Here is a 26,189-nt window from a genome sequence, read left to right on the forward strand (position 1 = left end):
GTGACGGCGGAAATTCCTTGATCTCGATCAATATTGCCCGCAACGACTACATACTGAAAACGGCAATGGCTCTCAAAGCGCTCAGACCAGACCTCATATTATGAATTAACACCTGTGTCGTTCTAAAGAGATAAGATTGAGCCAAAAGGGGTTGTCGAATGGCCTCAGCCCACGCCAGCGCGTTCCGGACCAACCCGTTTTACATTTGTGCTCAAGAATCTTGTTTGGCGGGTTTGGTAACCTTGCGGATGGCGAGCAGGGTAGCAATCGGGCCTATTATTTCAAACAGGACCGTCGTGCCAATTGTTATCGCCATGATTTGCGACCCCCACTCAGGAAATCTCTGTGCGGCCACAAGGGCCATTCCAATCGCAACCCCAGCCTGCGCGAGTAGAGCGGTGCCGACAAAGGGGCGTTGTGCGCGGGGCAATCCCCCAAGGGACGCCCCAATCCACCCGCCAATTATGCGCGCGATCAGACGTAAAATAACGTAAGTGGCCCCCAGAAAACCCAGTGCCCATAAGGCGTCAACTTCCAGAGAAGCCCCCGCGAGGACGAAAAACAGGATCATAAAAGGCCACTGAAGGTGCTCGATTTCATGAAACGCTTTGGTGTGATGTTTTGCGAGATTTACGATGAGTGCACCGGCGGTCATGCCTGCAATTAGAAATGAGACTTCAAGCCACAAAGCAAGACCCGCCGCCATAAAGACCAAACCCAAGGCCTCGGTTTCCAAAGGGTCCCCGTCGCTGATACGACCCGTCATAAACGCACCCGGAAGGCCGATGACAATGCCCAACCCAACGGCACCCCCGATCTCCCAGACGATTTTTCCAAGCTCGCCCTCTGTGGAGGCCCCGTTTAATTGCGACGCGATAACAAGGACAACGCTGAAAACAATCAATCCCCACGCATCATCTATGGCGACAACCCCTTTGAGGGTGTCGGTGAAGCGGTTTGTGATACCGGATTGAGCGATGACGTCATTGGTCGCGGCGGGGTCGGTGGCGGTTGCGATGGCGGCAAGGATCAGCGCTAACCCGAGTGGGAAGCCCAGCCCCCACAAGCCCAAACTTACCAACAGCAGAGTTGCCACGACAATTGACACTGAGATTGTCAGAATTGCCACACCGCTGGCGCGGATTGTGTCTGCTTTCAGGGTCCCTCCGAGCAAGAAGGCCACCATTGTCAGGGCCGTGACAGATAAGAATTCGGACCAATCCGTAATGGCCTGAGGTATTATTCCGACACCCGCGTCACCAAACGCAAGACCGCACAACAGGAGGAGAGTTACGCGCGGCAGCCACGTCCGGCGTCCAATGTGATCGGCCGCTAAGCCTAACAGAAAAAGGCCACCAAGGGCGAGGAAGGACTCAAACGGGGCCATGATCGCAACGTCCATATTGGCGAGCACGCCCTAGATTTCGTGTGGTCGAATTCAGTGGCGTCGAGCGACAACAGGAAAGGCGTTTTTGTACCACAAAAACTGGATGGTGGGTCAAGGCGTGTCTCCAAGATTTGTGCCGGTGCCTTGATGGATACGGGCAGGCGGACGGATTGACCTTGATTGAAATCAAACTGGAAAAAGAATACCAATCGGCCCGTTTTATTTAACGTAGAGGAACCTGAGCGCGGCTTTATTGTTTGGCCGAACTGAACCCGATTAGGAACTCAACACACTAGGCAACCAGCCCGCAAATTCTGAAAACAAAACCGTCGAGGCCGCGTTAAAAGCTTCGACTAAGATTTGTGTTTCTGTCGAAGCTGATGGGGCACTTGCCCTAAATGTTTTGCTGGCGACAATTTTGGCGTCGCTCTCTCGAATGACTCTTACAATCAGTTTTAGCTGTACTGTTGCCGTTTGTGTGTCGGCATTAAGTTCAGCCTGAAAATCGACCAACTCGGTCACGACGGCAAAGTCACCATGGGACGCGAGTGGCTGCCGCCCGACATAGCGCACGGCGCCTGTTGCCTCAACTGACCGCAACATCAGCGTCTGCACCATCACCGGCGTGGAATCGCTCCAACGAACCTCGGGCAGATATTGCGCTTGAAGCGCGTTGGGGCGGATCATAATTCGATCGGTGGCCAGCGCGCCGCTGGTTGCGGGCAGTTCAATGATCACGTCGCGCGGCAATTGTCGGCGCGTGGTTGCTTGAATATCGACGGGCGCGCGTAATTCATACACGTCGAGCGGTGTGCTGACATCATTGAGTGCGGTGAGCGCCGAGCACCCAGACACTACGGTTAGGAGGACAAGAGAGCGGATCATGACGAATGGGTTTGATCGGTGGATCATCGTTTAAACTCCGGTGTTTCACGGTCAAGGAAGAAGCGTGTCGGGTCGCGTTGAATTTGGCTGGTCAAACGATCCAGATTGTCAATGAGCGTCCGGCTTTCCTGCGCCAGTCGCGTGTAAAGCGGCAGCCCGACCGTCGCAAAGTCGCGCACGGCAGGGCCCGAAGCGTCGGCAACTTGACGCAACTGCTCGAAGGCGTCCGAGGCGGCGGCACTTGCGGCCCGCAGGTCATCAGAAATCTCGGGCAGGTCGTCAGACACTTTGCCGATTGCCGTGTTCATCCCGTCCAGCGTGGTTTTAAGCCCCGCAATAATCCCTGCCAGATCGTCGTTGATCACGCGGTCCGCACCGTTGAACGCTTGTTCGGCGGAGGCCAGCGCGCGGTCCCCTGTTTCCATGGCGTCGTTGATAGTCGACATGGTCACATTGGCATTGGCAAAGGAAACGCGGGCGTCCTCCAACGTGTCGCGGGCGCTGACCATCACCTCGTTTGCGGTGGTCCCTGCGGCTTTTAGGTCATGGCCAAGCTCTGTGATGACCTTGCGGGAGCTTTCCGTGGCCGCCCGAATATCGGCAATAATCGCGGGAAGGTCCTCGGTCGCTATGGTTGCGACAGGTTGGATTGCTCGGTTGGCTTCGGCCACCATGGCGCGCGTTTCAGTGAGGAGCGGCGCGCCCTCGTCGCGGATCAAAGTGTCGGTGCGGGTCGCCACATTTTCCACGGCGAGGGCCGCGTCGTCCAGTTGTTGGATGAGGGTGTTCGTGCCTTCCAAGGTCGCCTGTGCCTCCTCCAAACGCTGCGTCGCGCGCTCGCCTGTGGTGCTAAAGGTCGCCATCATATGGCGGGCGTCCTCGGCCACAAGGGTTAGTTGCGCCCGCAAATCGGTGTTTGTCGCGCGCAACTCGTCAGCCATTGTGCTCAAGTCTTGGGCGATGAACTCTTTGGTTTCGATGATTGCGCCCTGTGCGTCCGTTAGCGTCTTGGAGCTATCGGATAAAACGCCCTTTCCCTGCTCTGATAACTCCCGAATGGAGACAAGCGTCGTGTCCGCCGTGGCGAGCACTTCCGAGAGGTCTCCAGTCAAGGTATCCAGCGTCGCATTGAATTGGTTGATCTGGTCCGCAAAGTCCGCCACCGTATCTGCCACGCCTGAAAAGGAAGACAAGGTGCGTGAGAATTCACCCGACGCATCTTCAATATTCACCAGAATTTGTTCAACGCGGTTCTTGTTGTCGTCGCCAAGCATCTGACCAAGCTCGTCTACAATCTGCAAAGAGCGTTCCAACAATTGTGGCGCATCCTCAGAGAGCGATTGCAAAGCCGAGCGACCGGCGGTGATCTCCGGAATCTCGCCATCCGCACCGCTCATCAGCAAGGCCGCAGACGGTGTGCCCGCGTCGATTCCGATATAAGAAACGCCTGTAACCCCTTGTGATTCAACGGTTGCTACGCTGTCGATGCGCACCGGCGTTTCGGCATCCACTTCGATCCTGACAAGGATGGTGCCATCCCGTTCAGGCGTTAGACGCACATCAACAACCTGACCAACGGCAAGGCCGCTGAACCGTACATCGGATGCATTGTCCAAACCGGAAACCGAAGAAAACCGGATATCGTAATAGGCAAACTGGCGGTCGAGTTCCGCTTGTGCAAACCACAAGAAGAACGCCATGATGCCCACCAGTCCAGCAAGGGTAAATGCGCCGATAAGCACGAAGTTTGCGCGAGTTTCCAATATATTACCCCTCCAAAGGTGTGCCGCTCTGTGCTCCAGAGGCGGCGGCGCGCGCGCGCGGTCCGTGAAAATACTCGTGGACCCACGGGTGGTCGACGTCCAACATTTCTTGCATCGTTCCTGTCACCAATACCTTGCGCTCGGCAAGGACTGCAATCCGGTCACATGTCGCATGTAATGTATCCAAATCATGGGTCACTAGAAACACGGTCAAGCCAAGAGAGTGGCTAAGGCCGCGAATAAGTGTGTCAAAGGCTGCGGCACCAATAGGGTCAAGGCCCGCAGTCGGCTCGTCTAGGAACACGATCTCTGGATCAAGTGCTAGGGCCCGCGCAAGCCCCGCCCTTTTGCGCATCCCCCCTGACAATTCAGAAGGGTACTTGTCGCCCGCATTGTAAGGCAGGCCTACCATCGAAATCTTTAAATCGGCCAAACTGCTGCGCGTCTCGGGGTCTAGTCCCGTGATGGCACGCATCGGGACCTCGACGTTTTCGCGCACTGTGAGCGATGAGAAAAGCGCGCCATCTTGGAACATAACTCCCCAACGCGCTTCAAGCGCCGTGCGGGTATCCTCATCAGCCGTCAACACATCAACGCCAAGGACGTTCACGCTGCCCGCTACTGGTTTTTGCAATCCGACGATCGAACGCAGCAATACCGATTTACCCGTCCCCGACCCACCCACAACGCCCAATATCTCACCGCGTCGGACATCAAGATCAAGGTCCTCATGCACCACATGGCGGCCAAATTGATTGCGGATGCCGCGTACGCTGATAATCACATCGTATGAGGCCTGTGCGGTCATATGCCCATACTCGCAAAGAAGATCGAAAAGACAGCGTCGGCCACAATCACGGCAAAAATCGCGGTGACAACGGCATTTGAGGTCATGCGACCGAGCGACTCCGCATTGCTCTCGACTTGCATGCCCGCATGACAACCGACAACACCAATAATGAGTGCAAAAAAGGGCGCCTTCACAAGGCCGACCAGCACGTGATTAACACTCGTTCCCGAAATCAGCCGGGTCTTAAACATCTCGGGCGAAATCCCAAGATCAATCCATGCCATCAACGCACCGCCGAACAACCCCGAAATGTCAGCGATCAGTCCAAGCACAGGAAGCATGAGAAACAGCGCCAGAATGCGCGGTACAAAAAGCACCATCGCGGGGTCCAATCCCAACGTACGCATGGCATCAATTTCTTCGCGCATTTTCATCGAACCAATTGCGGCGGTGAAAGCAGAAGCGGTTCGGCCCGCCACGATGATAGAGGTCAAAAGAATGCCCAACTCGCGCAAAATCGAAACCGCAATCAGATCAACAACGAACACTTCGGCCCCAAACTGTTTGAGTTGGGTGGAGCCTTGAAAGGCCAGCACGACCCCAATCAGAAACGCCATCAGCGCGACAATTGGCACCGCTTTTAGACCGACCTCCTCGCAGTGATGCACAAGCGCGGTCAGGCGAAACTCGCTTGGATGTCGTATTGCACGCCCAAGTCTGTGTAGGAATATTCCCAAATAACTCGTCAAAGCGAGCAAGAATTTCACTCCAAAGACGACGCGCTCCCCTATCCGCGCCAGTATTTCACGGAAAAAGGGGGGCTGCGCAATCGGGGGGTCCGGTTGCGGCATTGCGGCTTCAACGCTCTTGAACAGGCTTGCGGCTTCAGCACTTGCACCGGAAATTTCAAGATTCTGCCCGCAGGCTGCTGCCTGAGTTTGCTGTGTCAGTAAAAACCACGCGCCGCCTGTATCAAGCCGCTCTAGTCCCGAAATATCGACTTTCAAAATCTCGGGTTGGCACTCAAAAACAGCCATCGCCTGTGGTAGAGTATAGATGGTGAGATGACCAGAAAGGTGAAACTCACCCGTGGCACCCCCGTCAGAAAAACTTAATATTTGCTGCTTGGCAGTATTCATATGTCTAGGCTCATGCCGCGTCCCTTCAGGGATTTCATCGCGGTATCCGATTTGCAATTTGTGTGAGCCTAATACCTATTTGCTCGCGATGAAAGGATTCTGCAAAATCCAGCCTTATCCCAGTTCCTGCCTACGGGGCTGACAGCGCGGGTTTTTTGCTGTCTTATAGTTTCAATAAGGCATCGAGTACCGTTTTGGCCGACCTAGGGGCCGTTTTTGTTTCAAAGGCAGGCGCATGAAAATTACCGCATTAAAAACGTATTTGGTGGAGCCGAGATGGCTCTTTCTTAAGGTTGAAACGGATGCAGGCATTAGTGGCTGGGGCGAACCCGTTTTGGAGGGGCATGCCGAAACGCTTGCTGCCAAAATCGGCGAGCTTGAGGATTTTCTGATCGGGCGGAATCCGTTGATGATCGAAGATATTTGGCAGTCGATTTATCGCAACGGATGCTATCGCGGAGGCCCGGTTTTGATGAGTGCCATTGCCGGAATCGATATGGCGCTTTGGGATATCAAGGGGCGCTATCACGACGCGCCGGTCCACGCGTTGATGGGCGGAAAAGTGCGCGATTTCATTCGCTCCTATTGCTGGATTGGGGGCGATCGCCCGCAAAATCTTGAGGTTGAGGCCGCGGCCCTTATGGCGCGCGGATTTGACTGCACCAAACTAAATGCGACCCGTGAATTACGGATGATTGATTGTTATCGAGAGGTGGACCGTATCGTCGCGCAAATGGGGGCGTTGCGCGATTTTGTCGGCGACAGAATGGATATTGCGCTTGATTTTCACGGGCGCGTGCATGTTCCTATGGCCAAGGTTCTCCTCAAGGAACTCGAACCTTTGCGGCCAATTTTCGTCGAGGATGTTGTCGCTTCAAGCCAGATCGATGCGATGGCTGATTTGGCGAAATTCACCTCAATTCCCTTGGCCGTCGGAGAGCGTTTGCACTCTCGTTATGATTTCAAACGGGTGTTTGAGACCCGTGCGGCAAGCTTAATCAACCCAGACACGGCGCATGCGGGAGGGATCTCAGAAATGGTTCGCATTGGGCATATGGCCGAGGCCTATGACGTTGCTATTGCCCCGCATTGTCCGCTTGGCCCGATTGCGCTTGCGGCTAGCCTGCAAGTGGATGCTGTCTGTCAGAACGCAGTCCTTCAAGAGCAAAGCCTTGGCATGCATTATAATGGACCCGTGGACATGCAAGACTATCTGGTGGAGGGCACGGGGTTTGATCTGAGGGAGGGCTGTTTATATATCCCGGAGGGACCGGGTTTGGGGATTGAAATCAACGAAGAATTTGTGGTTAAACAAGCGCTTAAAGGTCATAAGTGGCGCGCGCCGGAATGGCGGCATGCGGATGGGTCTGTTGCCGAGTGGTAGAGAGGCCTGTGGGGGAATACATGGAAAACGTGGCGCGGCTTGCCGGAGTATTGGGCGAGATTAAAGTGGATTGGGCCGTTCTAACGGGGGCGGATTCCGTTTGTTTTGCCACGGGGCATGTCGTGGGCATTGAGATCGGTTTGAACCCGTTTGCTGGTGGTCCAACGCTTGCATTTATTGGCCGCGATCAAAGCGTCGGAATTGTTTGTGCCAATATCGAAGGGGAGCAAATCAGTGGTGTGAATTATGAAACGTACCGCGGGTTTGAGTGTGCCGTGACGGATGTCGCGGCGAATTTTCACAGGGCTGTTCTGGCGATGGCCAAGCGGTTGGGTGTCTCTGGGAAATGTGGAATTGAGGCGCGATCCCACCCTGCGAGTCTGAACGAAATTCTAGGAGGGGCGAGTGTTTCAATAGACCACGATCTCGCACGGCTTCGGGCCATCAAGACACCCCATGAAATTGAAAAGATGCGCTTTGCCGCGCTTTGTGTCGCCGCTGGTCAGGATGAAGCGCGGAAGCGTTCATCCGTCGGGGCGAGCGAGCTTGATGTCCTAAATCGGATACGTGCTCGGATGGAAAATATGGCGGGCGAGCGCTGTGCGTTTGCGGGCGAATACCTCGCTGGTGTGACGCATACCGCGACGCTCGGCACACAGCCCAGCAGTCGCGTTTTACAAAAAGGCGATCCCATTATTTGCGATCTCGGCCCACGCGTTCACGGATACTGGGGCGACAGTTGTGGGTCATTCATTGTGGATGCTACCCCAAGTGACGCGTATTTGCGCATGTTCCAAGCTTCCCGAGAGGCGCTTGATTTGGCGATCTCCGAAATTCGCCCAGGTTTGAAAGTCAGTGAACTTGATCGGCTTTTGCGAGCCTTCATGCAAAAGCAAGGGTATGTATATCCCCATCATTCTGGGCATGGTATCGGGACTTCTGTGCATGAATTTCCACGGATCGTCCCAGATGAGGACGCCCGACTTGAAGCAGATATGTTCCTGATGATCGAACCCAGCGCATATGACCCTGAAGTTGGCGGCGTGCGCTGTGAATATATGCTCCGCGTCACCTCAACGGGCAGTGAAATCGTGGCGCCATTTGAGCTGAATCCCGTTTTGGGCGCTTAGGTGCAGGGAGGTTTGAGAGCTGAATAACCCAAGGCACTATAGGGCCAGCCGACTCCACCCCCAGAGCACCCCAATCAGGATGGGTTGGTGGACGAGATAAATCGTGAGACTATTTCGACTGGCCCATCGAATTTTTTTCAAAAAAGAACTAGGCATGGTTTCCGGTGGCGGACCTGCTGAAATGAGTCCGAATTGCCTCGCAAACCTTGCGGAAAATATGCCCGCCAGAAAAGGGGCAAACCAAGGGAAAAAGGGCTCAAAATCCATTGACGGGCGCCACTGCGTGGACAGGCCGATCCATGTCAAAATGGGTGTGTTTAACGCCTCGGTTCGGAAAAAGAAGGGGAGGACGAACACAAGGACTGCGGCCAAAAACACGAGCAAGAGATTCATGCGCAAGAACAGTAATCCTGCTAAGCTTGAAATAGCAATGACGTGGAGAATTCCAAAATAAATGAACTGGTCAGGAACTGCGATGTAGGTTGCGAATGTAATCACGAGGGCCGCTAGACCAATGATTTTAAGTCGACGAAGAAAATCTGGCCATCGAATAGTAGGGAAATGCGCAAGACTTAATCCAACGCCCGAGAGAAACAGGAATGATCCTGCGACAATCCTTGCGAAGGTTAACCATGTGCTTTGAGCCATTGTCCCCTGTGCGAGGTATCCAAACAATTCCAAATCATATGCAAAATGAAAAATAATCATGCCGACCAAGGCTGTGGATTTTAAAACGTCCACAGTCACAAGCCGTGCCGTCGGTTGAGATTGGTTTGGTTTAGATATCATGACGCTATCCTGCTCCGCACTATATTTGGTGTTAGAAAAAAAGGGGGTTAAGCCAATTCGAACCACACAGTGATGCCAATTGCGAAAACCGCAAACGCCGTCAACCATAGTATGACAAGGCAGGTTGTATCTAGCTGAAAATGTCGATCCTACCCACGAGAATGGCAGATGTAAGTTAGGTTAATCGGGCGCGTATATTAACTTTTTAGCGCGCGAACCGTACGTGAGCCCCAGCAGCGCGTTCAGCTCTCACCTAGAAGCGCTCCGATTTCTCGATCAACGGCATCTCGGCGCGGTCCCTTCGGAAGGCTTGCCGCCAGTCCCCGCAACAGTTTCACCGCATGCGCGCAAACGAGGTTGTCGCTCAAAATGTATTCTCGGCTATCTCCATGCGCAATTTCTAACAGGCTGGTGAAGGTCAGTGTCGGCGTATGAACCCGACTTGGAGAAAGGTCGATATCCTCTGCCTTGATCGCGGCCAATTCCTGAAGAGACGCATGTAACCAGTTTAGGCATGTACAGGCGGTGTAAGGGTCGTTAACGCCAGGCGATAAGGCACGGGCAATGATCTCGACCAGTTGCTCCGCCAGAAAGAGTACGTTTTGGGATTCCGACTTTCCGAACCCCGTTGCAAAACAAGCCCGAAGTTCCCCTACGAGTTTAGTCGATAGCGCCTCTTGCCCCCAGACCCGCAACGCGAGGTTCCGTGGGTGCGTGAATGTTCCGGGCATTGCCAAAACTTCGATATAAAGATCGTTTTTGGACGCCAAGCGTTTGATTTGGTTTAAGTTTACGGCTTGAATATACCCCGTGCTTAATAGCGTTACCCCCTCGGAGGCCTCACTACTAGCCTCCTCAAGCCAAGCGTTCTGAACAGACTCCTTGTCCGTCATCGCAGTTGGTGCTTTGCTCAATCGGACCAACTCGTCCCGCAACCTGCATCCGAGACTATGGCAAAGGTTCTCAAGATTGATCATTTCGGGAACGTGGTGGATGAAAAAGATCATCGTTGCCACCGAGGCAAGGGTCAGTCCCAACGCGACCAAAACAGAGAAAACGGGTACAAAGTTTGCACCGGAATCGTCAATATTGTGCACAGACCGCAGGATCATAAGTGCATAGACAAAGGTCGCAATCAAAATGCCCAGACTAAACTGTGTGCCTTTATCCCGCATGAAATTCCCAATGAGCCTTGGCCCGAAATTTGCCGACGCAAAGGAGACCGCAACGATTGTCATCGAGAACATCACGCCCGTTACCGCGATAACGGACTGTGCGATGACAGCCAGTAGCGACCGCACAGCATCAGCATTGGACGTGACTAATCCATTGGGCAGCGAAAAGGGCAAATAGTTTGGATGCCGATCCAAAGCTTCAGTCCCAATTGCCAATAACAAGGCGGCAACCATCATGACGCTCGGTACGAACCAATAGCTTGCGCGCGTGTCTTGTAGCAGTTTGCGAATGAACGCCATATTTATCGAATACCTTCCTCAAAAGCCTACGGATATCACAGAGTAAGGCTCGATAACATTGGGTGCTATGCACATTGTAAGTGAACGATAAACTAGCAGGGTCTGGCATAAAAGGCGAATTCCAAAATAGCGTAATGGGTTGGTGTCGAACGAGCCCGACGTGAAGCGAAGAGGGCGACCAATAGCGCTTAATTCCGAGAGTTGCCGCCCATCGTATCTGCTGCAGAGTATTCCGTATTACCAAGCTTTTTGCACGCGTCAAAATGGCCTTGCGCGCTTTGGGGATTAGGTTTGGATGGCCCAAGAGAGACCGAGAACCCGTCATAAGTTATGAATCGAGGTCTTGGGTTTATTCGTTGCCCCCTCGCATCGTAGCCGTTGCCAGTGCTGGGTCCTCAGCGGCAGAAAAGAGACTCCATGCCCGCGAAGTTTCGGGAAGCCGTGGCAACTGACTGGCGAGGTCGATGTCCACACGGCTTCATGGCCGCAACGGATCAAACACACTGACGAAGGTGTGTTCGGATGTGGAAAAGCCCCCGCTGAGGTGGATTTGAAAGGGGGAAGGCGTTTAACGCGGCGTGCAACACAATCGTTGGGGCGGGAAAAATCGGTACTGCCCACGGTGCGGCGGAATGGTCGGATACCTCCTCCTTTAGCATTGTCGTTTACGGCTTGATGGTTAAGGCCACATGCCATGAAGCGTCCGCCCCATTTTTCTACAGGAAATCTGCACCGCAGGCTTATCTGCAAAGCCAAGGAAGCCCCCAACAATCGCTTGTCGCGGCTATGTGGTAGATCGAACCGCCGTTTGAGCGTAAATCCAGCCATCCTTCTGGCGGCCAGCGTCATCCCAAACTCTTCCTTTTAGACAATCCCCTGTCTATATTGGTAGTAGAACTGCGGGTTGAAAAGCTTAGTGAGATCAAAAAAAACTGGATCAAAACGTGGTTGAAACGGCCGTCTCTGTGTCTCCCCTGCCAATAAATTCATTGCAGGGTTTCTGAAGTCGCCAATGATCAATTTTCAATAAACAACCCATGATGACGCCGCAAGCGCGCTGGGCGCAAAGACTTCGTACCGTTTCTGTCCACTCCCCGAGGGAAACGGCATCCAAGCTAGGGAGCCGATATGATGACGGCGCGGCGTTTTCTCTTGGGTACGCCGTAAGTCACGAGGGGGAGGTGCTTGAAAGTGGGCCCAAGTTCTGGACAATTCTATTCATTTCCGCGACCCGTTCGCTGTTTGAATTCGCAATCGTTCCATTTGCATTCCAAAACGAGTTTTCAAAGCCAACGCGGATTTTTCCACCCAGTCGCAGTGCCTCAGTAAGGCATGCGGTTTCCTGTTTGCCAAACGCACAGACCGCCCAATCAGGCGCGGTTTCGAATGCGCCGAGCCACTGCGTAAAAATATCCAAGTCTTGGGGGGTGCTTTCTTGCTGTTCGGAATATCGACCCAAGACGAAAAGCACCTGCAGATCGGCCTTGGCCAATGCGCCACTCCCAAGAAGGTCGGACAAAGCGTGCAAATCGCGCGCGTTATAAAGGATGTGTTGCACCGCGATATCTGCCTCAAAGCATTTTTCGTAGAAACGGGTTGCTTCGGAGACATCGCCATCGGAAAGCATCTCGGCCAAAGAAATAGAAACGCATTCTGGCTGGACCGCGTCAACGAGTTGGCGTTGTTGCGCGGCGGTATACTGGCCGGCTGCTTCGGTGGTGATCTGGCACAGCATATTTGGCGCGGCGTGGTGCATTTCCGACAGGAGTTCGCGGTAGAGGCCCGCATCAAGAACGTGGCGACCGTGCGCGTCGCGGACATGCAAATGCACCCCGTCTGCTCCTGCGGCATGGCAGGCAACCGCAGTGGCAACGATTTCCGCCAGCGTAATCGGTAGGGCGGGGTGGTCGGCCTTGGTTTTGCGCGCGCCGTTTGGGGCGACCATCAGCGTTGGGAGCGGTCTCATAGGGATTTCACGAGGGCGATTTGAAGTTTGGTGACGATTTCGTCGATGTGATTGTCATCCAGGATAAATGGCGGAGCGAGGAGAATATGATCGCCTTGTTTACCGTCGATTGTACCGCCCATGGGATAACAGATGAGACCCGCGTTGAAGGCTTCTTTCTTTAGCGTGGCGTGCAGGCGACGCTCGGGGGAAAACGGCTTTTTGGTCTCGCGGTCTTCGACCAACTCAATGCCCCGAAACAAGCCACGGCCACGGATGTCGCCGACGTTTGGGTGTTGCGCGAAGGCATTTTGCAGGGCCGCTTGCAGGAGGTCGCCCTTCACGGCACAACGTTCGACCAAGCCACCATCGGTGAGTTTTGTGAGGACCGCCAAGGCGGCGGCACAGGCGGTTGGGTGGCCGACATAGGTGTGGCCGTGTTGGAAAAATCCGCTGCCATCCTCAATTGCGGCATAGATTTTGGCGGAGCAGAGCATCGCGCCAATGGGTTGATAACCCGCACCAAGGCCCTTTGCTACGGCGACGATATCGGGGTGAATGCCTTCATGTTCGCTGGCGAATATTTTGCCAGTGCGCCCCATGCCGCACATGACTTCGTCCAAGATTAGCAACACGCCGTATTGGTCGCAAATCTCGCGGATACGTTTGAAATATCCTTCGACGGCGGGCACCGCGCCAGCCGTTGCGCCAACGACGGGTTCGGCGACGAAAGCGATCACGGAGTCTTCGCCCAGACGACGGATTTCGGTCTCAAGCTCATTGGCGACACGCAGGCCGTAATCCAGCGTCGTTTCATCGTCGTGTTTGCCGCGATACTCAAAACAGGGGGAAATATGGGTGGTCTCAACCAAGAGGGGCGAGAAGGGCGCGCGCCGCCATTCGTTGCCGCCTGTGGCCAGCGCCCCAAGGGTGTTGCCGTGGTAGCTTTGGCGTCGTGCGATGATGTGGCGGCGTTGGGGTTGGCTGATTTCCACGAAATATTGGCGGGCCAGTTTCAGCGCGGCTTCCATGGCTTCAGAGCCACCAGAAACGAGGTAAACGCGATCAATGCCGTCGGGGGCGTGTTCAATGAGTTTGTCGGCCAATTGCTCGGCGGGATCGGAGGTAAAAAAGCTGGTGTGGGCAAAGGCCACGGCATCGAGCTGTTTTTTGATCGCATTGGTGACATCCGGGTCGCCATGCCCTAGGCAAGAAACGGCTGCGCCACCAGACCCGTCGAAATATTGCTTGCCCGTGGTGTCGTAAAGATAGACGCCTTCGCCTCGTGCAACAGTGGGAAGATTTGATTTTGTATGCCGCGGAAATACGTGTGACACGCTGTGGTCCTTTGATGAATCATTTGTCCGCATTGAAACATATGTTTCCCCTCTTGACTAGGTATGAAACAAATGAAACGTTCGTGAAAATCATAATTCTGTCTCGAGGGGGATTCATTTTTGCAGTCGTCGTTTGAGCAGCAGTTATCGGGGAAGTATGCGTCACTGAGTGCCAAGTTGAAGCTGGCGGCGGATTACGTCGTGACGAATCCGGTGGATGTTGCCACCCGAAGTTTGCGGGCGATTTCCAAGGAAACGGATCTATCGCCAGCAACGTTTTCGCGTATGTCGGCGGCGCTGGGATATGACAGTTATGAGGACCTGCGCGAAGTTTTGCGGCGGTCGTTTGAGCAGAAAGCGGACTCGTTTTCGCAACGGGTCGAAGTTATGCAGCAACGCCATGATGAGGGCGATCAGGGATTTTTGACGCAGCACATCATGGACAGCACCAGTAATTTGCAGCAGCTAGAAGCGGCGATTGACATGCCCACGATGGAGGCCTGTGTTGAGCGGTTGCATGATGCGCGCAGCGTTTTGGTGCTGGGAGCGTTGGGGTCGACGGGGGTTGCGGAATACCTGACGTATATGGCCAGTTTCATCGCTGAGAATTGGTCGATGGCCAGCCGAATGGGGGCGTCGCTGGGGAGTGGGCTAGTTGGCCTGTCGGAGCAGGATGTGTTGATTATCATCACAAAACCGCCCTTTGCCAGCAATTCAATCAAGGCCGCGCGGGTGGCAAGCGAGGATGGTGCCTTTGTGGTTGTGATCACCGATACGCACACTTGTCCTGCTCTTGCGTTTGCCTCAGCGAGTTTTATTGTCCCCACAAAAAGCCGCAATTTCTTCTCATCCTACGCCTCTACACTGGTGCTGTGTGAGATTATGATCGGCCTTCTTGCGGGGCGTGCCGGAGCGCCCGTGCGTGCGAGAATTACCGAAGTTGAAAACAAAATTCGTCGACTCAATGAAGTTTGGGGCGAATGAAACCTACGAAAACATCAATAAACGGAGAAGCCTGATGCCCAGTGCTTTGAAAGTGTCATTTGCGGCGCTTGAGGTGGAAGCCCTGTTAGCAGCAGTAGCGTAACGGGCGTATATCACCCAACGGGCGACGCGATTTGCCATTTGGTCAATAAGGGCCGCAAAGAACACGGTTTTCGATGCGCCGTCGAATTCACTGGCGGGTTTGTTTACAACATCAACACCATTCGCTCTGTATTTTCCGCTCACCGTTGTGGCACGCGCCGATGCGGGCACCGCGACCTTTTGACGACCTAAAGGGCAAGCGCGTTAATATCGGCAACCCCGGTTCCGGTCAGCGCGGCACGATGGAAGTGCTGATGGATGCGAAGGGCTGGACCACAGACGATTTTGCTTTGGCCGCCGAGTTGAAGGCGGCAGAGCAATCGGCTGCTTTGTGTGACAATAAAATCGACGCGATGGCGTACACGGTTGGTCACCCGTCGGGTTCGATCCTAGAAAAAACCACAACCCGTGACTTTGCCTTTGTAACGATTGATGGCCCTGTTGTTGAGGCGCTTATCAGCGAAACTCGTTCTGTCACACGGCCGTTATTTCTAGGGGCATGTATAGCGGGAATGACGCGGACGTAACCACATTTGGTGTTGGCGCAACATTTGTGACGTCGACCGACGTTTCGGATGAAGCTGTGCATACAGTTGTGAAATCCGTGATGGACAACATCGAAGAGGTCAAAAAACAGCACTCAGCCTTTGCGAACCTTGACCCAAAGGAAATGGAGACAGTGGGTCTGTCTGCTCGCCTGCATGACCACCCGAATGCGGCCAGTAATAAAAATATCAGCAATAGCAGGACCTCAGTGGGACTCGAATATGGCCATAAAGACATTGGAAAATCGTGCCTTAACGGAAGAGGAACTTCAAAACTATGTTGCTTGGTCTGATGCGGGCGCACGTAATCCGGCGGCATATTGCTTGCCGGCGTCGCACCCGCGTTCATATTGCATTGGTCGACTAGGCCTTTGATCTTGTTGGGGCAATCACGGTCCTTTACGGCCTAATTTTCTGTCAGAAGATCGTCGATGCGGGCAGCTTGGCAGACGACGTTGACAAGTGGCTTGGGTTGGTCGGACTCTTGATCCTGTTTGAGGGCGCCTGCCGCGCGCTTGGGCCTGCAATGGCGATTATTGCCACGATCTTTCTGGTCAATATGTTTTTCGGGTCCTCTCATTTCCTCCCCGATGTCATCCGTTGGAAAGGCGCATCCCTGCAATAGGCGATGAGCCATATGTGGATCACGTCAGAGGGCGTTTTTGGCATCGCCAATGTTGTGACAACCGATACCTAAACGACTCCTTTGATGAAACGGGTCGGATTTTCAGCCGAGAAGGCGGGCGCGGTTGAAGTTGCCAGTTCCGCCAACGGACAAATCATGCTGGTCATGGGAGCTGCGGCCTTTTTGATGGTAATACGCGGAGATTTCCTATGTAGAGGTAATTAGGAGAGCATCTCAGATTGTTGCCTTGGACGGCGCTCAACTTGATTGCGACAGAACGGGTTTATGACGAAATTTTGCGTATCGCGGCCAAGACCAAAGCCAGTTTAATTGTTGCGGGCGCCCATAAGGCCGATCTGAAGGACAATCTGCTTGGCCCCAACGCAGCACGTATCGTACGCCATGCCAATTGCTCGGTTTCCGTTGTTAGCTAATTGCGTTTCAACTCTTCGGCCAAGAAGTCATAGACCATTCGAATACGTCGGCTTGTTGCAAGTTCCCGATGTGCAACGAGCCACATGGGGAACGTCAGGGGTTCTAAATCCGCCAGAACCCGTCGTACTGTAGGGTCGGTATCGCCGATAAACGCATCCAGAATACCGATGGCTGCACCTTCTCGCACCAGTTCCCACATCACCAAGTAGCTTTCAGTCATCAGCGGGAAATTAGCCTCGGTCAGGCCCAGGCCCAGTGTATTCAGACCTTTCATCATCATCCCAGAGTGGTCCAAATTGATAAAATCAGCATGGCGCAAGTCATAGGGTTTCGTTGGATGGCCAAGCTTTTCGATGTATGCGGGGGTCGCGTACAGACGGGCCTCGGCGTCACCGATTTTTTTGGCGATCAGGTCAGGCTCGGTAGGGCGAAACGAGCGGATTGCGATGTCTGCTTCGCGCCGCCGCAAATCGCTGGCTTGATTGGAAACGACGATCTCGACCCGAATGCCCGGTTCCAACAGTCGCAACTTGGCGATGATCGGGGGCAGCAGAACCGTAGCGTAGGTCTCGCTGGCGGAAATGCAAATCGTGCCTGCTATCGCCTGTGATTGTCCAAGTGCTGCTAGTGACACGCGCCCCGCCGCTTGGCCCATTTCGCGGACATGCTCGAGGAGTTCAAGCCCGCTGGGCGTCAGGGTCAGGCCGCGCCCAACCCGTTGGAACAGGACTATTCCCAGTTCCTGTTCCAAGCCGTCAACCTGCCGCCCCAACGTCGGTTGCGACATGCCAAGCGCACGGGCGGCGGCAGAAAGCGAGCCTTCTTCGGCGGTAACGAGAAACGCCCGCGCCTTGTTCCAGTCAAATTTTACCGCCCGCCAATCCATACATATATGCATATCAGTATTAGATAATTGGTCAATACGCATTGGTTAGGGTGTGGGTTATCTAAAGGCAATCGACGCTCTATAATAATTCACTCAAAAAGGAACCTGACATGCGTGCCTATAGCTATACCCGGTACGGCCCTCCGGACGTTCTCAACCTCATCAACTTGCCAACGCCAACACCCAAAGACACAGAAGTTTTGATCCGAACCTATGCAACGACGGTCAGTAGCGGCGATTGGCGGGCAAGAACGCTCACCGTACCCGCAGGCATGGGGTTGATCGCCCGCTTGGTGTTCGGAGTTTTTCGGCCAAGGCAGCCAACCCTTGGCACGGAATTGTCAGGTGTGATCACCGAAGTTGGCGTCAAGGTGACGGAATTCAAAATTGGGGATGCTGTGATTGCTTTTCCGGGGGCAGCCTTTGGTGCCCATGCCGAATATTGCGTGATGCCACAGGATGGGAAAGTGGTGTTGAAACCGGAAAATATGAACTTTGAGGAAGCCGCAGCGCTCTCTTTTGGGGGCACCACGGCCTATGATTTCCTTGTCAATAAGGCGCGGCTTAAGGCAGGCGAAAGCATCTTGATCAATGGCGCTTCTGGGTCCACGGGCACGGCCTTCGTGCAATTAGCCAAGCATTTAGGCGCGGAGGTGACCGCCGTTTGTAGCGGGGTAAACGCGGAGCTGGTCCGAAGCCTTGGAGCGGATCATGTGATTGATTACACCAAAACCGACTTTACCACCGCCGCGCGTAAATTTGACATGATCGTCGATACCGCAGGCACTGCCCCATGGTCGCGGGGGCGGCACGCGCTCAAGCGTGGCGGGCGGCTGGTTGTGGTCAACGGCAGCCTGTCGGACATGATCTTTGGCCCCCTACGCGCACGACTTAATGGGAAGCGGTTGGTCGGTGGGGTGGCATCGGAAAATGTGTCGTTGCTGCGGGCGTTGACCGCATTGGTTGTGGCGGGCCACTTTTGTCCCGTGATTGATCGATCTTATTCCTTTGATCAAATGATCGAGGCGCACCGACATGTGGATACTGGCCGTAAAAAGGGGAACGTGGTCGTTGTTTTAGTCACGCAGGAGCCAGCCATGGGGTGAAACCAAAGGGAGACGATTTGGCGAAAATTTAACCGCGTGGGGATATTTTGCGGAATGATCCTTGTGCTTATGAACTCTGAAATCATACAGTTTAAATGCCTGTACAGGCTAGGACCGATGGCACGCCCCAAGGTTACATTCATCAAGAGGATTTTGCCATGACAAGTCACGTAACCGAAGCGGCAACCCAAACGGAAGCAACGGCAAAAACGGAAACCGTGGAAGGCATCATCAACGATGTCACCTCGGAAATGGGCCCTGTGATCAGCTATTTCACAGATATAACCACGCGAGTGGCCGCGCAGATATTCTCGTTGGAAGGAATATTTCAGGTCGCTCTCATTTGCTTCACGTTTCTCGCAGCTTTCCTAGCATCACGTTTTTCAAGACAACTGTTAGCGCGAATTTGGCCGATGGCCGATGACGAAAAAGTATTCATGAAACATGTCTTTTTGGTCATCAAAAGCCTTATCGTTCCAATTGTCTGGGCCATTCTTTTGTTGATTGGGCAGGCCGCATTACAGGCCAGCGGACATCCCAGCGATCTCGTTCGTATTCCTGCGACTCTCCTGCAGGCATGGATTTTGATCCGGCTTTTTTCAACCTTGGTCCGCGATCCATTTTGGTCGCGCACTTTTGCAACGACCGCTTGGGTAATAGCTGCGCTCAACGTTTTGAAACTCTTGAATCCCCTCATCGGTTTCCTCGATAGCCTCGCCATTAACATGGGCGACGCGCGGCTTTCGATCTTCACGGTGATCAAGGGCGCGGCGATTCTTGTTTTGTTGGTCTGGATTGCATCCGTTTCCAGCAGGTTCGTTCAGTCGCGCCTTAATATGTCCAAGGATCTGACGCCCTCAGTCAAGGCACTGATTGCCCAAACCGTCAAAATTGGCCTGTTTTTTACGGCGGTGATGGTTGCGATGAACATTGTTGGAATTGATTTGACGGCGCTGGCGGTGTTCTCGGGGGCATTGGGTGTGGGCATCGGATTTGGCTTGCAGGCCATCTTTAGCAACCTTGTGTCGGGTATCATCATGTTGGTCGAAGGCAGCATCAAGGTTGGCGATTTTGTCGAGCTTGAGACAGGGTTGAGGGGCGAAGTGCGTGAAATCAACACCCGAGCGACCCTTATCACAACCAATGACAACATCGACATTTTGGTGCCAAACTCGCAATTCATCAACAACCCCGTGGTGAATTGGACTTTGCGCGATAGTATCCGGCGCATACGCGTTCCATTTGGTGTCGCCTATGGAAGTGACAAGGACCTTGTGAAAAAGGCCGCCCTAGAAGCCGCTAATGCGACCCCTCATTTGCTGTCAGGGAAGGGGGTTAAACCACCGGAAGTTTGGCTGATGAAATTCGGAGAAAGTAGTTTGGATTTCGAATTGGTGGTCTGGCTCACGCCACAGGCGGTCAAACGCCCTAGTACAGTGGTGGCTGCTTTCAATTGGGAAATTGAATCGGCGCTTCGAAAATATGGAATCGAAATGCCATTCCCTCAAAGAGATTTGCACATTCGCTCGGGTAGTTTGCCAATTAATTTTACAACCCAAGATCGCAATGGAGAGAGCCATACATCGCACGAAAGCGAAAAGTGAAGCTCAATGGGCTTCAACTGATGTGCCTTTTGCGGGTGGTTTCATCAGCAATGCGCCGAAGGCGAGGCTGGCGAACAATCCGGTGAGCAGGAAAAAGACGTCGATAAAGGACAACACCGTCGCTTGTGCCTGAATACGCCCGGCCATTTGAACCAAAGCTCCTGTCGCGCCATCAAGCCCCCGCGACGTTAAGTTCGCGGCCATGAGATCGAGTTGGCGCAAAACCTCGTTGTTGGCCCAATTGAGCCCCTCAGACAGGCGCGCATAATGCAAGCTGCTGCGTTCCGAAAGGATGGTGTTGATCACGGCAAGGCCAACCGCGCCGCCAAGATTGCGCATGAGGTTATACAGGCCTGAAGCACCTTTCATTTTACTGGCGGGCAATGTGCCAAGCGCGAGGTTGTTGATCGGCACCATACACAGCATCAATGACGCGCCGCGTAGGACTTGAGGCCACATTAGTTCTTGGAAATCCCATTCGGCGGTCATGCCTGTAAGCATCCAAGTTGAGCCAGCAAAGCCCATGAACCCCACCAGAAGGAGGAAACGCAGGTCAATTTTCGAGGAAAGCATGCCCACAATTGGGGCGCTGATAAACATCGCAAGGCCGGAGACAAACACGGTTTGGCCGATCATCAAACTGTCGTAGCCGCGGATTGAGGCCAGATAGAGCGGGTAAAGATATGTCAGCCCATAAAGGCCAATCCCCATGGTGAAGCTAAAGATCGAACCCACTGCGAAATTCGGGTCTCGGAAGGCCGAGAAGTCGATGAGCGGTTCCTCGCGGGTAAAGGCGCGCCAGAAGGTCACGATACCGCCAACAACCATCACCACGGTCATAATCACCACTAAATGGTCGTCAAACCAGTCATTGGCCGCGCCTTCTTCGAGGACGAATTCCATCGCCCCTAAAAACGCAGCCAATGCCGCAAGCCCCCACCAGTCGAACTTGCTAAAAAGCTTCCAATTCGGGCGGTCAAAATCAATCAGCGTCCAGGCCCCAATGGCGACAGCAATGCCTGGAATAACGTTGACCAAAAACAGCCAGTGCCACGACATTGTATGGCTCAGATATCCACCAATTGTTGGTCCCACAGTCGGCGCAAGCGTCGCAATCAAGCCAATGATGGGCGATACGATGTTGCGCTTGGAGGGCGGGAAAATGGTAAAGGCAGCCGCAAAAACAGACGGGATCATCCCCCCGCCCAAGAAGCCTTGCAGCGCGCGCCAGATGATCATTTCCGTGATCGTGGTTGATGTCGCGCACATGAAACTTGCGGCGGTAAAGCCCGCGGCGGCGATGGTAAACAGGACCCGTGTCGACATCATCCGCGCCAAAAATCCCGACAGCGGGATCATGATCACTTCAGCAATCAGGTAGGAGGTCTGAACCCAGCTGATTTCATCGGCACTTGCGCCCAAACCCGCTTGGATATCGGGTAGGGAGGCCGACACAATTTGAATGTCCAGAATGGCCATGAACATCCCGAAAACCATTATGAAAAAGGCGATAATGCGCCGAGGAGTGAGTTCAATCGGTGCTTCGGGAAGATCTGTAGACATCCAAGTTACTCGGCTTGTGCTATCGCAGAAGCATGCGTGCCAGTGCGATTATCCACTTCGACAATCGCCGACAATCCAGCCCGCAAATGGCCCGTCTGCATGACGGCATCGGGGATATCAATCCGCACCGGAACGCGTTGCACGATTTTGGTGAAGTTACCCGTCGCGTTGTCTGCGGGCAGCAGGGAGAAAACAGATCCCGTCGCAGGAGAGACCGAAGAAACATGGCCTTCAAACACTTGGTCAGGGATGGCATCAAAACTGATGTGAACCGTCGCGCCCAAAGCAATTTCGTAAATCTGTGTTTCTTTGAAATTCGCCTCAACATATAAATCGTTCATCGGTACGAGGGCCGCCAAAAGCGCTCCGGGGTTTACCAGATCGCCAACTTCCAATGTGAGGTTTGCCAGTGTCCCATCAGCGGGGGAGCGCAATACTGTTAAGTCCAGATTTCGTTGCGCTTGCTTTACGGCCAACTCAAGCTCATGTTTCGCGCCGTTGGCTTCGGCCTGTTGGGCATGGAGCACCCCGATTTGGGCTTTGGCATTTAGAATGGCAGCGTTTGCATTGGCGAGCGAGGCGGTGGTTGTTTCAAGGGCTTCGGTTGAGGAATCTAGCTGGGCTTGGGATGCTACTTTTCGCGTGGCCAATTGTTGGGAGCGATCCCACTTGGATTTTGCTGCACGCACTTGCGCCTCCGCGACGGATTTCATCGCCTCCGCTTGGGCAACGCCTGCTTCAGCGGCGGTGATTTGCGCGCCAAAACGGCCAATGGTTTGGTCCGCCGTCAAGACGCGTTCTTTGGCGAGTTCCAAGGCAAGGAGGTAATCTCCATCATCAAGGCGCACCAGAACATCGCCAGCTTTCACAATGTCATTTTGCTTTACGGAAACTTCAGAAACATAGCCCTGCACACGACTGCTAATCAACGTTGTATCCGCTGTGACATAGGCATCATCGGTTTCGATCATAAATCGGCCCGACGTCCAGTAGGTGTGGCCAAAATCTACCATCCCAGCAAGCGCTCCCACGGCAACCAAGGCCAGAACCACCCTCTTTACAAGGCGTTTAGGCGGCTTTGTTTTCGTGGTTTTCTGAGTTTCCAAATCGGGTGTGACGTCGATTTTGTCAGTCTGTGCAAGGTCTCGTTCGTGACGTGACATAGGGTTTATCCTTGTTGCCGATGGTGCAGATGCCGAGCAGACAGCTAAATCGCACCGTTCGGTTCGATTTAGCACCTAACCCCCTGCGCGCTCAATTACAAGGCTTTATCAAACCGTTCGGTTCGATTATGTTGAGTCATGGAAAACAAAACCATAAAGCCACGCCGCCATGCCGCCGGACGGGATCCCGCCAAACGCGAAGCCATTCTCATAGGGGCGGCGCAGGTTTTCCTGGACCGTGGATTTGATGCCGCCAGTGTCAACGACATTTGCCGCGCGGCCGATGTTTCAAAGAGCACGCTATATGTCTATTTTGACAGCAAGGATGACTTGTTTGAATCCCTGATCGAGCACGAACGGGACCGTGTTTTTGCTGGTTTAAGCGAGTGTTTGAAGGAGGAGCGCCCCCTGCGCGATAAACTGAAGGACTTCGTGTTTATTCTAGCAAAAATCCTTTGTTCCGACGAGGTGATCCGCTCACAGCGCGCCATAATTGGCATGGTCGAACGGATGCCCGAACTTGGCATCCGATATTATGACGGCGGTGCGATGCGCATGCGCCTCCTTATTTCGCAATTTCTGGACTCAGAAGTCGCAAATGGCACGCTTGAAATCGAGGATACAACGCTTGCAGCCTATCAGTTGATCGAGTTATCGACGGGGGGTGTGTGGCGTCAATGCCTTTTCAGCAAGGTGAAATACCCACCGCCCGCTGAAATCCTTCGTAAGTCCTCAAGCAGTGCTGTTGACCTTTTCCTCGCGGGTTACACAAAACGCTAGTCACTGTTGGGCCTGTGCCAAAAAGTGACAGGGCTGGATGGATCAATCGATCAAGCCTATACAGAGGGCCTGAACCAAGCCAATGGCGCCGGCAATGGGTTTGAATTGACCTGTGGATTCATTGTCGACGATAAATGCGAGCGTTGAATTCTTGGCCAAAGGACTTTCTAAGGAGTCTGTGATTGCGATAATTGGGCGGCGACGCAAATAGGCATCGCGCGCAATTTCGAGAACCGGCGGCGAGTAGGGCGGAAAACTGATACAAATCAGTAAGTCGTCTTGCTTCATGTTTGCAACTTGTTGAGCGGCCATTCCCCCTCCAAAATCGAGCATACTGCATTGCCGCTCCGAGCGGGATATTCCGTAAGCAAGATATGTTGCAATCGGTCGTGCGCGCCGAAGGCCAGCGATATGTATGTGCGAGGCTGCGTTGATCATGGCGACGGCTTTCGCAAGGTCATCCACCTGCGTGTTTGCACGAACGTTTTCCAGTGAAGCAATTAACTCACTGATACAATTGTTAAATATTAGACCCATATCGGCACGAAGATCAGAACTGTGCTTCTCATGATAGACTTCGGCCCGTTGATCAGGAGCCCCTTCAATTAGACGGACGCGAAAGACACGCTGTAACTGGGAAAACCCATTATAGCCGAACTCTTTTGCAAACCGGATGAGGGTCGACGGCTGCACGCTTACCTTTTCTGCAATGGTCACAACGGTATTCAGTGCAAAGAAATTTGGCTCCTCCAGCGCAGAGAGGGCGATGCGTTGCAGATGTGGAGTCAGACCATCAAATCGATCTCCGATTCGCGCTCGCAACGCGTCATATGTCTCGTCGAGGCCCTGTGTATTTTTCTTTTCCATGGCAAAGGGTGTCTGAAAAAATATTCAGTTTCAAGGTGAAAATCAATAATTGAAAGAATATTCAGTTTTTTCTTGACGTAGAAAGAAATATTCGTTCATTCTGTTGAATATATTTTCTATTATCTGGTCAGGGATGAGAGTGGCCGGTGAAACAGCGCAAAAGCGCGACGAAGATCGGGAGGAACAAAATGTCTAATTCTAACTTAACACGGCGACAGTTGCTGAAGACGACGGCTGCGCTTGGAACGACGGGTGCATTCTATGGCCCATGGAAACATAATCGCGTTTACGCCGCCGCGACGGACAAGCCGTTTAAAGTTGGTATAACCTCAGATGCCAGCGGCCAATATGCGAACTCGGGTGCCAGCGATCGTCGCGGTATCAACATGGCTATCGACGAGTATAATGCAAAAGGCGGCGTATTGGGGCGCAAAATCGAGGCAATTCACATTGATACCGAGACAACGGCGGCGACCGGAAGCCGTGTGGCGGAGCGGTTGATTAATCGCGAAGAGGTTGGCTTCTTGATCGGAGCCGTCAGTTCGGGCGTCGCCAACGCGATCAGCCAAGTGGCGCAAAAGAACGGTGTGATCTATTTCAATACTAACTCCTCTTCGCCTACTGAATCAGGTGAAAATTGCCACCGTGTGAAATTCGTATGGGACGGGAATGGCACCAACTTTGCCAAAGCGGCCGTCAAAAATTCAATCGACCGGTTTGGCGATCAATGGGTTCTTTTGACCAATGACTATGTTTGGGGCCACAATACTGCCGCCGCCACACGCACCTTGTTGGAGCAATATGGTGGTACGGTTATCGAGGAAATTTTGGTGCCACAGGGAACGCGCGACTTCTCGGCGGCCCTTTTGAATATCCAGCAGACCAATCCCAATGTTGTTGCCGCGGCCATCGGTGGCGACGATCAAAAAGCGATGCGCCAGCAGGTAGCCCAGCTTGGTATGGGCGCAAGCCCCGCATGGATTAACAACCAGCAGGACTGGCCGGATGTCTATGGTTTGCCGCTCGATAACCTCTTTGGGGTGTTTGGGACGACTTGGTATTACAACCTTGATTTGCCTGGGGTGACCGACTTTGTGAAGCGGTATCAGGAGGCCTATTCCGATACGCAGATGCGTGTTCCGGGCAATGTTTTCTATAATGGTTACATGGCGATGAAGAACATGCTTGATGCGATGGAACGTGCGGGCACCACCAATAATATCGCGGTGATCAAAGAGCTTGAAGGTCATAAAATGCCGGCACTTGAGCGTATGCAGCATCACGATGCTTGGATCGATCATGCCACCCATCAGGTGCAACAGACGATCTATCTGGCGACGGCCAATACCGCGTCGGACAATCCGGACGACATGTTCGAGATTCTCAGCAACGTGCCGCCGGAGGATGTGCGTGACGCCGAGGCCGAAGCAAAATGCGTCCTAGAACCTTACGAAGATACGCCTACATTTGACACATGAAACCAAGAACCGCGGTCAGACACTCTG

General features: G+C 53.5%; 22 protein-coding genes and 2 pseudogenes. 11 read left to right on the top strand and 13 right to left on the bottom strand.

Going from position 1 to position 26,189, the window contains the following annotated elements; translation table 11 throughout:
• Window positions 1–211 precede the first annotated feature (211 nt).
• From AB9F27_RS00835 to AB9F27_RS00855, 5 genes are all read right to left on the bottom strand, one after another.
• A complete protein-coding gene (locus AB9F27_RS00835) occupies window positions 212–1,414 on the bottom strand; it encodes a cation:proton antiporter (protein WP_335583574.1) in 1,203 nt (400 codons plus the stop codon).
• 249 nt (window positions 1,415–1,663) lie between these two features.
• A complete protein-coding gene (locus AB9F27_RS00840; RefSeq protein ID WP_335583573.1) occupies window positions 1,664–2,299 on the bottom strand; it encodes an ABC-type transport auxiliary lipoprotein family protein in 636 nt (211 codons plus the stop codon).
• Complete coding sequence (locus AB9F27_RS00845; protein ID WP_369757451.1) at window positions 2,296–4,035, bottom strand: MlaD family protein; 1,740 nt, start codon at window positions 4,033–4,035, stop codon at window positions 2,296–2,298. Before AB9F27_RS00845 ends, AB9F27_RS00840 begins: the two co-directional genes overlap by 4 nt.
• A 4-nt stretch (window positions 4,036–4,039) precedes the next feature.
• Window positions 4,040–4,843: an ABC transporter ATP-binding protein gene (locus AB9F27_RS00850; RefSeq protein ID WP_335583571.1), complete on the bottom strand. Its 804-nt coding sequence runs from the start codon at window positions 4,841–4,843 to the stop codon at window positions 4,040–4,042.
• Window positions 4,840–5,964: an MlaE family lipid ABC transporter permease subunit gene (locus tag AB9F27_RS00855; protein ID WP_335583570.1), complete on the bottom strand. Its 1,125-nt coding sequence runs from the start codon at window positions 5,962–5,964 to the stop codon at window positions 4,840–4,842. Before AB9F27_RS00855 ends, AB9F27_RS00850 begins: the two co-directional genes overlap by 4 nt.
• Before the next feature lie 235 nt (window positions 5,965–6,199).
• On the opposite strand from AB9F27_RS00855, the gene dgoD reads away from it, so the two are divergent.
• A complete protein-coding gene (gene dgoD, locus AB9F27_RS00860) occupies window positions 6,200–7,348 on the top strand; it encodes a galactonate dehydratase (RefSeq protein ID WP_335583569.1) in 1,149 nt (382 codons plus the stop codon).
• A gap of 20 nt (window positions 7,349–7,368) precedes the next feature.
• Window positions 7,369–8,478 carry a Xaa-Pro peptidase family protein gene (locus AB9F27_RS00865; protein ID WP_335583568.1) on the top strand — a complete coding sequence of 370 codons (1,110 nt, stop codon included), beginning with the start codon at window positions 7,369–7,371 and terminating at the stop codon, window positions 8,476–8,478.
• A gap of 36 nt (window positions 8,479–8,514) precedes the next feature.
• Here AB9F27_RS00865 and AB9F27_RS00870 read toward each other — a convergent pair whose 3' ends face one another.
• The 4 genes from AB9F27_RS00870 to AB9F27_RS00885 all read right to left on the bottom strand — a co-directional run bounded on the left by AB9F27_RS00870 (window position 8,515) and on the right by AB9F27_RS00885 (window position 14,024).
• Window positions 8,515–9,267 carry a heparan-alpha-glucosaminide N-acetyltransferase gene (locus AB9F27_RS00870; protein WP_335583567.1) on the bottom strand — a complete coding sequence of 251 codons (753 nt, stop codon included), beginning with the start codon at window positions 9,265–9,267 and terminating at the stop codon, window positions 8,515–8,517.
• A 242-nt stretch (window positions 9,268–9,509) separates the two neighbouring features.
• On the bottom strand, window positions 9,510–10,742 hold the full coding sequence (locus AB9F27_RS00875) for a DUF2254 domain-containing protein (RefSeq protein ID WP_335583566.1): 1,233 nt from the start codon (window positions 10,740–10,742) through the stop codon (window positions 9,510–9,512).
• Window positions 10,743–11,910: 1,168 nt separating this feature from the next.
• On the bottom strand, window positions 11,911–12,708 hold the full coding sequence (locus tag AB9F27_RS00880; protein ID WP_335583565.1) for a 3-keto-5-aminohexanoate cleavage protein: 798 nt from the start codon (window positions 12,706–12,708) through the stop codon (window positions 11,911–11,913).
• Window positions 12,705–14,024 carry an aspartate aminotransferase family protein gene (locus AB9F27_RS00885; protein WP_335583564.1) on the bottom strand — a complete coding sequence of 440 codons (1,320 nt, stop codon included), beginning with the start codon at window positions 14,022–14,024 and terminating at the stop codon, window positions 12,705–12,707. Before AB9F27_RS00885 ends, AB9F27_RS00880 begins: the two co-directional genes overlap by 4 nt.
• A gap of 120 nt (window positions 14,025–14,144) precedes the next feature.
• On the opposite strand from AB9F27_RS00885, the gene AB9F27_RS00890 reads away from it, so the two are divergent.
• The 5 genes and pseudogenes from AB9F27_RS00890 (at window position 14,145) to AB9F27_RS00910 (ending at window position 16,714) form a co-directional block, all read left to right on the top strand.
• The gene (locus AB9F27_RS00890; protein WP_335583563.1) at window positions 14,145–15,008 is read left to right on the top strand and encodes a MurR/RpiR family transcriptional regulator; all 864 of its coding nucleotides are present in this window, start codon (window positions 14,145–14,147) and stop codon (window positions 15,006–15,008) included.
• 84 nt (window positions 15,009–15,092) lie between these two features.
• Window positions 15,093–15,813, top strand: a pseudogene (locus AB9F27_RS00895) (TAXI family TRAP transporter solute-binding subunit); the annotation flags it as partial.
• 284 nt (window positions 15,814–16,097) lie between these two features.
• Complete coding sequence (locus AB9F27_RS00900; protein WP_369757452.1) at window positions 16,098–16,280, top strand: hypothetical protein; 183 nt, start codon at window positions 16,098–16,100, stop codon at window positions 16,278–16,280.
• A gap of 39 nt (window positions 16,281–16,319) precedes the next feature.
• A pseudogene (locus AB9F27_RS00905) lies at window positions 16,320–16,512 on the top strand (TRAP transporter large permease subunit); the annotation flags it as partial.
• A 7-nt stretch (window positions 16,513–16,519) separates the two neighbouring features.
• Window positions 16,520–16,714: a universal stress protein gene (locus AB9F27_RS00910; RefSeq protein ID WP_335583562.1), complete on the top strand. Its 195-nt coding sequence runs from the start codon at window positions 16,520–16,522 to the stop codon at window positions 16,712–16,714.
• Here the strand turns inward: AB9F27_RS00910 and AB9F27_RS00915 are convergent.
• The gene (locus AB9F27_RS00915; protein ID WP_335583561.1) at window positions 16,711–17,613 is read right to left on the bottom strand and encodes a LysR family transcriptional regulator; all 903 of its coding nucleotides are present in this window, start codon (window positions 17,611–17,613) and stop codon (window positions 16,711–16,713) included. The genes AB9F27_RS00910 and AB9F27_RS00915 overlap by 4 nt on opposite strands.
• A 98-nt stretch (window positions 17,614–17,711) precedes the next feature.
• Between AB9F27_RS00915 and AB9F27_RS00920 the strand changes: the two genes are divergently transcribed.
• Window positions 17,712–18,707: an NAD(P)-dependent alcohol dehydrogenase gene (locus AB9F27_RS00920; protein WP_335583560.1), complete on the top strand. Its 996-nt coding sequence runs from the start codon at window positions 17,712–17,714 to the stop codon at window positions 18,705–18,707.
• A 158-nt stretch (window positions 18,708–18,865) separates the two neighbouring features.
• Complete coding sequence (locus tag AB9F27_RS00925; RefSeq protein ID WP_335583559.1) at window positions 18,866–20,311, top strand: mechanosensitive ion channel domain-containing protein; 1,446 nt, start codon at window positions 18,866–18,868, stop codon at window positions 20,309–20,311.
• Between the two features lie 3 nt (window positions 20,312–20,314).
• On the opposite strand, the gene AB9F27_RS00930 is transcribed toward AB9F27_RS00925, so the two are convergent.
• Together AB9F27_RS00930 and AB9F27_RS00935 are read right to left on the bottom strand one after the other, a co-directional pair.
• Entirely contained in the window at window positions 20,315–21,874 is a 1,560-nt protein-coding gene (locus AB9F27_RS00930) for a DHA2 family efflux MFS transporter permease subunit (protein ID WP_335583558.1), read from the bottom strand.
• 5 nt (window positions 21,875–21,879) lie between these two features.
• Window positions 21,880–23,037, bottom strand: a complete 1,158-nt coding sequence (locus tag AB9F27_RS00935) for an HlyD family secretion protein (RefSeq protein WP_335583557.1) — start codon at window positions 23,035–23,037, stop codon at window positions 21,880–21,882.
• 138 nt (window positions 23,038–23,175) lie between these two features.
• Between AB9F27_RS00935 and AB9F27_RS00940 the strand changes: the two genes are divergently transcribed.
• Window positions 23,176–23,817, top strand: coding sequence for a TetR/AcrR family transcriptional regulator (locus tag AB9F27_RS00940; protein WP_335583556.1), 642 nt, complete (start codon window positions 23,176–23,178; stop codon window positions 23,815–23,817).
• 42 nt (window positions 23,818–23,859) lie between these two features.
• Here AB9F27_RS00940 and AB9F27_RS00945 read toward each other — a convergent pair whose 3' ends face one another.
• A complete protein-coding gene (locus AB9F27_RS00945) occupies window positions 23,860–24,684 on the bottom strand; it encodes a MurR/RpiR family transcriptional regulator (protein WP_335583555.1) in 825 nt (274 codons plus the stop codon).
• A gap of 188 nt (window positions 24,685–24,872) precedes the next feature.
• Between AB9F27_RS00945 and AB9F27_RS00950 the strand changes: the two genes are divergently transcribed.
• Window positions 24,873–26,162: an ABC transporter substrate-binding protein gene (locus tag AB9F27_RS00950; RefSeq protein WP_335583554.1), complete on the top strand. Its 1,290-nt coding sequence runs from the start codon at window positions 24,873–24,875 to the stop codon at window positions 26,160–26,162.
• The last annotated feature ends 27 nt before the right edge of the window (window positions 26,163–26,189 follow it).

This window comes from Falsihalocynthiibacter sp. CO-5D18, from assembly GCF_041205445.1.
Classification (GTDB): Bacteria; Pseudomonadota; Alphaproteobacteria; order Rhodobacterales; family Rhodobacteraceae; genus Falsihalocynthiibacter; species Falsihalocynthiibacter arcticus.

Excerpts from the sequence above, each read along its gene's own strand:
- AB9F27_RS00840 (WP_335583573.1), bottom strand. The coding sequence starts at position 2,299 with ATGATCCACCGATCAAACCCATTCGTCATGATCCGCTCTCTTGTCCTC.
- AB9F27_RS00850 (WP_335583571.1), bottom strand. The coding sequence starts at position 4,843 with ATGACCGCACAGGCCTCATACGATGTGATTATCAGCGTACGCGGCATC.
- AB9F27_RS00855 (WP_335583570.1), bottom strand. The coding sequence starts at position 5,964 with ATGAATACTGCCAAGCAGCAAATATTAAGTTTTTCTGACGGGGGTGCC.
- dgoD (WP_335583569.1), top strand. The coding sequence starts at position 6,200 with ATGAAAATTACCGCATTAAAAACGTATTTGGTGGAGCCGAGATGGCTC.
- AB9F27_RS00865 (WP_335583568.1), top strand. The coding sequence starts at position 7,369 with ATGGAAAACGTGGCGCGGCTTGCCGGAGTATTGGGCGAGATTAAAGTG.
- AB9F27_RS00870 (WP_335583567.1), bottom strand. The coding sequence starts at position 9,267 with ATGATATCTAAACCAAACCAATCTCAACCGACGGCACGGCTTGTGACT.
- AB9F27_RS00875 (WP_335583566.1), bottom strand. The coding sequence starts at position 10,742 with ATGGCGTTCATTCGCAAACTGCTACAAGACACGCGCGCAAGCTATTGG.
- AB9F27_RS00880 (WP_335583565.1), bottom strand. The coding sequence starts at position 12,708 with ATGAGACCGCTCCCAACGCTGATGGTCGCCCCAAACGGCGCGCGCAAA.
- AB9F27_RS00915 (WP_335583561.1), bottom strand. The coding sequence starts at position 17,613 with ATGCATATATGTATGGATTGGCGGGCGGTAAAATTTGACTGGAACAAG.
- AB9F27_RS00920 (WP_335583560.1), top strand. The coding sequence starts at position 17,712 with ATGCGTGCCTATAGCTATACCCGGTACGGCCCTCCGGACGTTCTCAAC.
- AB9F27_RS00925 (WP_335583559.1), top strand. The coding sequence starts at position 18,866 with ATGACAAGTCACGTAACCGAAGCGGCAACCCAAACGGAAGCAACGGCA.
- AB9F27_RS00930 (WP_335583558.1), bottom strand. The coding sequence starts at position 21,874 with ATGTCTACAGATCTTCCCGAAGCACCGATTGAACTCACTCCTCGGCGC.
- AB9F27_RS00935 (WP_335583557.1), bottom strand. The coding sequence starts at position 23,037 with ATGTCACGTCACGAACGAGACCTTGCACAGACTGACAAAATCGACGTC.
- AB9F27_RS00940 (WP_335583556.1), top strand. The coding sequence starts at position 23,176 with ATGGAAAACAAAACCATAAAGCCACGCCGCCATGCCGCCGGACGGGAT.
- AB9F27_RS00945 (WP_335583555.1), bottom strand. The coding sequence starts at position 24,684 with ATGGAAAAGAAAAATACACAGGGCCTCGACGAGACATATGACGCGTTG.
- AB9F27_RS00950 (WP_335583554.1), top strand. The coding sequence starts at position 24,873 with ATGTCTAATTCTAACTTAACACGGCGACAGTTGCTGAAGACGACGGCT.